The sequence below is a fragment of the Piscibacillus salipiscarius JCM 13188 genome (assembly GCF_001311865.1).
In the GTDB taxonomy this organism is placed as follows: domain Bacteria; phylum Bacillota; class Bacilli; order Bacillales; family Alkalibacillaceae; genus Piscibacillus; species Piscibacillus salipiscarius.
Genome location: NZ_BBCD01000044.1, coordinates 1 through 8,117, shown reverse-complemented (window position 1 = coordinate 8,117; position 8,117 = coordinate 1). Strand labels below are relative to the sequence as shown.

Here is an 8,117-nt window from a genome sequence, read left to right as displayed (position 1 = left end):
CTCGTGTATTTCCAATGCTGGTTAAGATTTGGAGTATTTGCTTTTCAGGTTGGCCTGACACTCCTGCGGGAAAGCGAGCCAGGCGAGACCCCACAGAACGTTACGTAGTGGCGTTCGAGGAGGCTCTCGGATCGCCCGCGGAAAGGGAAGGCCTAAAAGTTTTCAGTAAAAGAACCAAGACATGAAAAATTGTAGAGCCAAAAAGTTGATCCCGAATCAGTAGCGAGACCATTCTTTTAGCTGTCTAGTTTTTTTAACTTTTAACTTTTCAGGGTACAGTTTCAGTGTCTTCTAGGCTTTTCTGTTAAAGACTTAACATTCGATCTAAAGCAAGTTTCGAATAATAGGACACTTCTTCATTCACCTTTATTTGGTTAACAGGGTTACCTTGTTCAATAGAATCTAAGCTCCAAGCAAGGTGAGCCAGATCGATACGGTTCATCGTTAGACATGGGCACATATGAGGATTTAAAGAAATAATTTGTTTATCTGGATGTTCCTTAATGAGTCGTTTAACTAAATTCATTTCGGTTCCAATAGCCCATTTTGTACCAGATGGTGCGTTTTCAATCGTGTCAATTATATATTTCGTTGAACCATTATAATCTGATAATGCTACAACTTCTCTTCTGCATTCTGGATGTACGATGACTGACATGTCTGGGTGTTCATTTCTGACCTGCTTGATGTTATGTTCGGTGAAATTCTCATGAACAGAACAATGACCTTTCCAGAGTATAACTTTGATATTCTGTAAGTCTCCTTCATAAATTAAAGTCTCGGTTATAGGATTCCAAACCGCCATTTGATCAAGTGGAATACCTAAGTTGTAAGCTGTATTTCTGCCAAGGTGTTGATCTGGAAGGAATAAAAGGCGCTCTTTCTGAGTGAAGGCCCATTCCATAACTCTTTTAGCATTTGAAGACGTAACCGTTGTTCCGCCGTTTTGACCAACAAATGATTTTATGGCGGCAGTTGAATTTACATAAGTCATGGGCAAGATCGTATCTCCAAACTTGCTAGTTAGTTCGTCCCAAGCCACTTCAGTTTGTTTGATATCAGCCATATCCGCCATTGAACAACCAGCTCTAAGGTCAGGTAAGTAAACGGACTGGTGATCACTTGATAAAATATCAGCTGTTTCAGCCATAAAATGAACCCCACAGAAAACGATGTATTTAGCAGTCGTATTGGCAGATAATTGTGCTAATTGAAGGGAATCACCCCTAGCATCAGCAAACTTCATGACTTCCTCTTTTTGATAATGATGGCCTGGAATAAACAATTCATCGCCTAAATTTTGCTTAATCTTTGAGACTAAATCGTTAAGCTCATCAGAATTCATGTTTTTATATTGGTCAGGTAAAGTAGAAATCGATTGTTCCATTTGAGTTAATAAATTCATTGTTAATGCCCCCTTAAGCATAAATTTTTACATCTGCACTAATATCCAATGATTCAATTTGGTGTGTTAAACATCCTAATGAAATGACATCAACCGGTAGATTCGAATATTTAGGTAAGTCTTGAAGTGTGATGCCGCCAGATACTTCTGTCAAAACGGTAGTAGGGATGAGGTTTAATAAATCAGGCAAATCCTTTACCTCAATATTGTCTAATAATATGCAATCAACATTTGCATCAACAGCTTCAAGTACTTGGTGTTGATCCTCAACTTCAACAACGACTTTTATCATGTGACCAACTTGTTTTGTACTTTATGTACTGCTTCTGTAATCGATCCACAAAAGCGATATGATTATCTTTAATCATGACAGCATGATCTAAGCCATAACGATGGTTAATACCACCACCTTTTGTAACAGCGTATTTTTCTAGCATTCTTAATCCAGGTGTTGTTTTCCTTGTATCACTTATGCGCGTATGTCTGCTATTTAATAGTTTGACAGCTGAATTTGTCTTAGTTGCAATCCCGCTCATCCGTTGTATTAAATTTAGAACAACTCTTTCACCAGTGAGTAAGTCTTTAACGGGCCCCGATATTTGTGCCACCATTTGACCTACTTCAACTTGATCACCGTCATGAACGAAAGATTTTACTTCTATTAGAGGATTTATAGATGAATAACCAACTCTAATAATATCCTCTCCACAAAATCCCATTCGATTTCGAAACAATCTGTAATTGTCCTTCTTGATTCTCAAAAATGGAGTCTGACGTTAAGTCTTTTATATCCAATATCTTCTATAAAAAATTCTTCTATTTGTTTTTTAATTGCAACCTATTCATCGTAACCTACCCCCTTTGACATATATGTTAATAAAATTTTACACCTGTCTTGACATCTATATTTACATATAATTAAATAAATGACAAGAGAGTAATGAAAAGTAATGGGGAATGATTTGATGAAATACTTCGATTATGCTGCAACAACTCCTATGAGTGAAGAGGCTATTAAACGTTTGTGTCTGTATCTCAAAAGTATTATGCGAACACAAACAGTCTTCATGAGATGGGTGAGCAATCTAAACAACTTTATGATCAGTGTAGAACTCATTTAGGAAGTTTAATTGGTTCAAATCCGGATCAATTGTTCTTTACTAAAGGCGGGTCTGAAGCTAATATATTAGCTATTGAAAGCTTATTAAAAAGGCACCACGGAAAGCACATCATTGTATCACAAGCTGAGCACAATTCTATTATTGAAATGTGTCATCAAAAAGAGCGAGAAGGCTATAACGTGACCTATTTGTCTTTTAACCAAAATGGTCAGGTAGATCTAACTGAATTAAATTCAGAATTACGTTACGATACGGCAGTAGTTATTGTTCAACATGTAAATGGAGAAATTGGAACGATACAGCCAGTAGAAGAAATCGCAAACATTTGTAAACAAAATGGTGTGTTTTTTCATGTCGATGCTGTGCAGAGTTTCGGAAGATTAAAGCTATCACATCTACCTGAACGAGTTGATAGTTTAAGTGTGTCGTCCCATAAGGTTTATGGACCTAAGGGAGTAGGGTTACTATATTTAAATGAAGCTAACAATAAGGGCATTGAAAGACTATTATTAAAAGGAAATACGATTGATTTACCAAGTGTTGCAGCATTTACTGTTGCTGCTTACGAAATTATAAAGCAGCAGACTTTTGAAGAAACTAGACTAAGTAAACTTAGGAATCAGTTAATAAATGAGTTAGAGGTCATTCATAATGATTTGACGATGGCAATACTGATCAAGCGCAAATTCCATCTATTATTGGATTAGGAATTAATGGCATTGAAGGTCAGTGGGTCATGTTAGAATGTAATCGAAATGGATTTGCAATTTCAACTGGAAGTGCTTGTGATGTAAAATATAATAAAACGGCGAACGCATTAAAAGCATTATCAGTCACTGCTGAACAAGGGAAAGAGTTTTTCCGAATATCATTAGGAACACATACAACTGAAGAAGACATCATATCGCTTTCTCATTTTTTAATTAAGATGACGAAAGATTTCAAAGGAGGTAAAGTGAGTGCCAAAACAGAAAATGACAGCCGATGAGCGAAGGGATTATATATTGTCCTTATTATTAAATTCTGAAGAACCTTTATCAGGAAGGCAAATTGCTGACAAAGTTGGGGTTAGCAGGCAGGTCATAGTTGGTGATATGGCTTTACTTAAGGCAAAAATGAACCGATACTTGCAACGAGTCAAGGATATATCTATATGAAAGATACTCAAGAGGACCGTGGTTTTGAAAAAACAATTGCTTGTTATCATAAGCCAGAGGATACGGAGAAGGAGTTAAACATTTTAGTTGATCACGGTGTGTTTGTTAAGGATGTGTCGGTAGATCATCCTGTATATGGGGAGTTTACAGGACAATTAAGAATATCAAACCGAAAAGAAGTCGAGACTTTTGTTAAGCATATCGACTCGTCCAAAGCTTCATTATTATCCGAATTAACCGATGGAATTCATTTACACACGATAAAAGCCGATCGTGAGGAATTATTAGAACAAGCTGAACAGGCTTTAGAAGAAGCAGGATTTTTAGTTAATAAAAAGGTATGAGCACTCTGCTCATACCTTTTCTTTTCGTTATTATATAAACATAGCAGCCGCAAATGTAAATGTGGAAAGCAGCATGGCGATAATCATCAACCAAATAACAACAGTTGTTAACGTTGAACGTTTTCTTCTTCTTGATGAAAAAGGAGCTTGTGGCTGCTTTTTCTTCTGTTTGTTAGACACGATGGATTCCTCCCCTAAAATAATACGCTATAGTTTATTGTAAAAGAAAATGAAGGATTGGACAAGATGAAACTTTCCTTTAAAATAGAAATAGGAAAGAAAATTCTTAAAAATAGATTTAATTAGCGAATTTGATTAGCTTGAAGGGAGAATAACGTATGGGGAAACAATATGATGAAGCGAAACAAGCATGGCAACAAAACTTACTAAAGCCCAGGAGCGTTTTCCAGAGCGCAAGGACTCATTTGTTAATAGTTCAGAATTAGAAATTGATGCACTTTATTTACCGAAGCAAGAAGCTTTAGAAGAGGATTACATAGAAAAGTTAGGATTTCCGGGTCAGTATCCATACACTAGAGGGATTCAACCAGGAATGTATCGAAGCCGTTTTTGGACGATGAGGCAATATGCTGGATTCGGTTCTGCAAAAGAGACAAACAATCGTTTTCGTTACTTGCTTGATCAAGGACAAACTGGCTTATCTGTCGCATTTGATTTGCCGACCCAAATTGGCTATGATTCTGATGATCCTATGGCAGAAGGAGAAGTCGGTAAAGTTGGAGTAGCGATTGATTCTTTAGAAGATATGGAAACATTACTCGAAGGGATTCCGTTAGATAAGGTTAGTACTTCAATGACGATTAATGCTCCTGCTTCTGTTTTGCTTTGTATGTATATTGCAGTCGCAGAGAAGCAAGGCGTACCGAAAGAGAAAATTACTGGTACCATTCAAAATGATATTTTAAAAGAATATATAGCTCGAGGAACTTACATTTATCCGCCAAAGCCGTCTATGAGATTAATTACCAATATATTTGAGTACTGTGCTAAAGAAGTACCTAAATTCAACACGATTAGTGTTTCTGGTTACCATATTCGTGAGGCTGGTTCAACAGCTGTTCAAGAGGTCGCGTTTACTTTAGCGAATGGTATAGCTTATGTCAAAGCGGCTATTGAAAGCGGTTTAGATGTAGACCAATTTGCACCAAGACTCGCGTTTTCTTTAATGCTCATAATAATTTCTTTGAAGAAGCGGCTAAATTTAGAGCTGCACGCCGTATTTGGGCCAAAATAATGAAAGAAAAATTCAATGCTAAAGATGAAAAAAAGCTTAAGATTACGTTTTCATACTCAGACAGGTGGTTCAACATTAACAGCTCAGCAGCCTGATAACAACATTGTTCGTGTGGCACTTCAAGCTCTATCTGCTGTATTAGGTGGTACACAAAGCCTTCATACTAACTCAAGAGATGAAGCATTAGCATTACCAACTGAGGAGTCAGCTCGTATTGCTCTTAGAACGCAACAAATCATTGCTCATGAAAGTGGAGTTGCTGACACTGTTGACCCACTTGCAGGTTCTTATTTATTGAAGATATGACTGATCAAATTGAAAAAGAAGTGTGGGCATATATTGATCGTATTGATGAAATGGGTGGAGCTGTACAAGCTGTGGAAGATGGCTATATGCAACGAGAAATTCATCAAGCGGCATATGAAGCACAAAAACGAATTGAATCAAAAGAAGATATCATTGTGGGTCTAAACGAATTTCAATTAGAAGAAGAACTGCAAGCAGATCTACTAAAAGTGGATGAACAACTAGAAAAAAATCAAGTAAAACAGGTACAAAAGTCCGATCTAATCGTAATCAATCGGAAGTTGAAGATAAATTAGATGCTCTTAAACAGGCTGCTAAAGATGACCATGTTAATCTAATGCCTTTTATTTTAGATGCAGTTCGGTCTTATGCAACCGTCGGAGAAATTTGTAATGTACTAAGAGATGAATTTGGAGAGTTTACTGGAGCATAATGTGATTTGGAGGGGAATTGAATGAATCAAAAAATAAGAGTACTCATTGCAAAACCAGGCCTAGATGGCCATGACCGTGGCGCTTTAGTTATTGCCCAAGCTTTAAGAGATAGTGGTATGGAAGTCATTTATACTGGTTTAAGACAATCAGCTCAGCAAATTGCTCAAGCTGCCATTCAAGAAGACGTAGATGTCGTAGGATTATCTTCTCTTTCCGGAGGTCATAAGGCGTTATTTCCTAAAGTTGTAGAAGAGTTAAAAAACAGAGGTGCAGATGATATTCCCGTCATTGGTGGGGGCGTGATACCAGAAGATGATGTACCTTATTTAGAAGAAAAAGGAGTTAATAAGATTTTTACTTCAGGTACCCCAACAACTGATATTGCAACGTATATAAAAGAGTTAGTAAGTGGTGAAGCTATATGAATAAGATTGCCCATATCGGAATAGCTGTTTCTAACTTAGAGAAGACCATTCCTTTTTACCGAGATCAATTAGGGTTAACATTTAAAGGTACTGAAGAAGTGAATTCAGAAAATGTGAAGGTCGCTTTCTTTAAGATTGGAGAAAGTGCCATTGAACTTCTTGAACCATACTGTCAATCTTTGTGTAGGATATGAAAACATTCATACAACGAATGAACGAATGCCTGTTTCTGAACTTATTAAAATATCTGAATTAGTCACTTCAATTGCTATTGAAGCTGCTAATCAGTAAATGTTAAAGTGCTTGGTGTTTTTTGAATGCCAAGCACTTTTGTTATAATTAAGGTTATTAATTTTATTTAATACATTGGGTGGTTTTGATGAAACAAAAGGGAAGAATTATCTTTCATGTGGATATGAATAGTTTTTATGCTTCCGTGGAAATGGCTTATCGACCTGAATTAAAGGGCAAACCCGTTGCCATAGCAGGAAATCCTGACGAGAGGCGTGGGATTGTCGTTACTAGTAGTTATGAAGCCAGAAAACGAGGGGTCAAAACGACGATGCCGTTATGGCAAGCATATGACCATTGTCCAGAATTAATTGTATTAAGACCGAAATTTGATCGGTATCGCGAAGCATCAAAACATATATTTTCGATTCTTTCTGAAACCACTCCAATAGTACAGCCAGTATCCATTGATGAAGGATTTATGGATTTGACCGATTATATGGGTGATGAAAACCCTATTCAATTTGCGGAACAGTTACAAAAACGTATTTTAAATGAACTTGATCTCCCTTGCAGCATAGGGATAGCACCCAATAAATTTTTAGCCAAGATGGCTTCTGATATGAAGAAACCAATGGGAATTACAGTATTAAGAAAACGAGAGATACAACAAAAGCTTTGGCCACTAGATATTCATGAAATGTATGGGGTCGGACAAAAGACTGCTGAAAAGTTAAAGCTAATTGAAATTAATACAATAGGCGATCTAGCTGAAACGAATGTTTTAACATTAAAAAAATTTACTCGGGGTTAACGGTGAGAGGTTACATCAACGAGCTAATGGAATTGACCATAGACCAGTTGATCCTGATGCTGTAAATGAGTTTAAAAGTATTGGAAATTCAACGACGTTACCTTATGACATGACTGATTTACCTAGCATATATAAAGTATTTGACCAGCTTTCTGAAAAAGTGGAGCAACGTTTAAAATATAAAAATGTTGTAACAGAAAATATTCAAATCATGATTCGATACCATGATCGGAAAACAATTACGCGTAGTAAGCAGCTTAAAGAATATATTGAGACTAAAGAAGAGATTGTTTCGTTAGCTAAAAATCTATTTCAGGAGCATTGGAATGAAGAACCGATTCGTCTATTAGGTGTAACAGCTCAACAGTTAACGTCAAAGGATGAACTTTACAAACAACTGGACTTATTTAGTTATGAAGAAGAAGCGGAAAAAGAGAAATTATACTTAGCTATGGATCAAATTAAAGAAAAATACGGAAAGAATGTCTTTGTGAAATTAAATGATTCAAAACCTAATATCAGCACTAGTTTTCAAAAAGATTTTCTAAACGACTATAAAAAAGAACGAGAAGAGTAGTACCAAATAACTCAATAAGTAAGTCCGTACGAAATCGTACGGACTTTT

4 protein-coding genes and 5 pseudogenes are annotated in these 8,117 nt (G+C 36.4%); 6 read left to right on the top strand and 3 right to left on the bottom strand.

Annotated features, from left to right (window positions below):
• Positions 1–304 precede the first annotated feature (304 nt).
• Both nadA and nadC read right to left on the bottom strand, forming a co-directional pair.
• The gene (gene nadA, locus JCM13188_RS17030; protein ID WP_054755028.1) at positions 305–1,405 is read right to left on the bottom strand and encodes a quinolinate synthase NadA; all 1,101 of its coding nucleotides are present in this window, start codon (positions 1,403–1,405) and stop codon (positions 305–307) included.
• A 13-nt stretch (positions 1,406–1,418) separates the two neighbouring features.
• Positions 1,419–2,237: pseudogene (gene nadC / locus JCM13188_RS21895) on the bottom strand (carboxylating nicotinate-nucleotide diphosphorylase).
• A 192-nt stretch (positions 2,238–2,429) separates the two neighbouring features.
• Here nadC and JCM13188_RS17020 point away from each other — a divergent pair.
• The 3 genes and pseudogenes from JCM13188_RS17020 to JCM13188_RS17010 all read left to right on the top strand — a co-directional run bounded on the left by JCM13188_RS17020 (position 2,430) and on the right by JCM13188_RS17010 (position 4,027).
• Positions 2,430–3,233, top strand: a complete 804-nt coding sequence (locus JCM13188_RS17020) for a cysteine desulfurase family protein (RefSeq protein ID WP_054755027.1) — start codon at positions 2,430–2,432, stop codon at positions 3,231–3,233.
• Positions 3,212–3,514 (top strand): aminotransferase class V-fold PLP-dependent enzyme, encoded by a 303-nt coding sequence (locus tag JCM13188_RS17015; RefSeq protein ID WP_369405129.1) that lies wholly within the window; start codon positions 3,212–3,214, stop codon positions 3,512–3,514. Before JCM13188_RS17020 ends, JCM13188_RS17015 begins: the two co-directional genes overlap by 22 nt.
• A pseudogene (locus tag JCM13188_RS17010) lies at positions 3,501–4,027 on the top strand (transcription repressor NadR). The gene JCM13188_RS17015 and the pseudogene JCM13188_RS17010 overlap by 14 nt, the downstream one beginning before the upstream one ends.
• Positions 4,028–4,057: 30 nt before the next feature.
• Here the strand turns inward: JCM13188_RS17010 and JCM13188_RS19955 are convergent.
• Complete coding sequence (locus JCM13188_RS19955) at positions 4,058–4,207, bottom strand: DUF4044 domain-containing protein (RefSeq protein WP_279402054.1); 150 nt, start codon at positions 4,205–4,207, stop codon at positions 4,058–4,060.
• Positions 4,208–4,397: 190 nt separating this feature from the next.
• Here JCM13188_RS19955 and JCM13188_RS17005 point away from each other — a divergent pair.
• The 3 pseudogenes from JCM13188_RS17005 to JCM13188_RS16990 all read left to right on the top strand — a co-directional run bounded on the left by JCM13188_RS17005 (position 4,398) and on the right by JCM13188_RS16990 (position 8,069).
• Positions 4,398–6,021, top strand: a pseudogene (locus tag JCM13188_RS17005) (acyl-CoA mutase large subunit family protein).
• Positions 6,022–6,042: 21 nt separating this feature from the next.
• Positions 6,043–6,614 (top strand): annotated as a pseudogene (locus JCM13188_RS17000) (cobalamin-dependent protein); the annotation flags it as partial.
• A gap of 212 nt (positions 6,615–6,826) precedes the next feature.
• A pseudogene (locus tag JCM13188_RS16990) lies at positions 6,827–8,069 on the top strand (DNA polymerase IV).
• Positions 8,070–8,117: the final 48 nt, after the last annotated feature.

Bases quoted from the DNA above. Each gene is read 5' to 3' on its own strand.
- nadA (WP_054755028.1), bottom strand. From the start codon at position 1,405: ATGAATTTATTAACTCAAATGGAACAATCGATTTCTACTTTACCTGAC.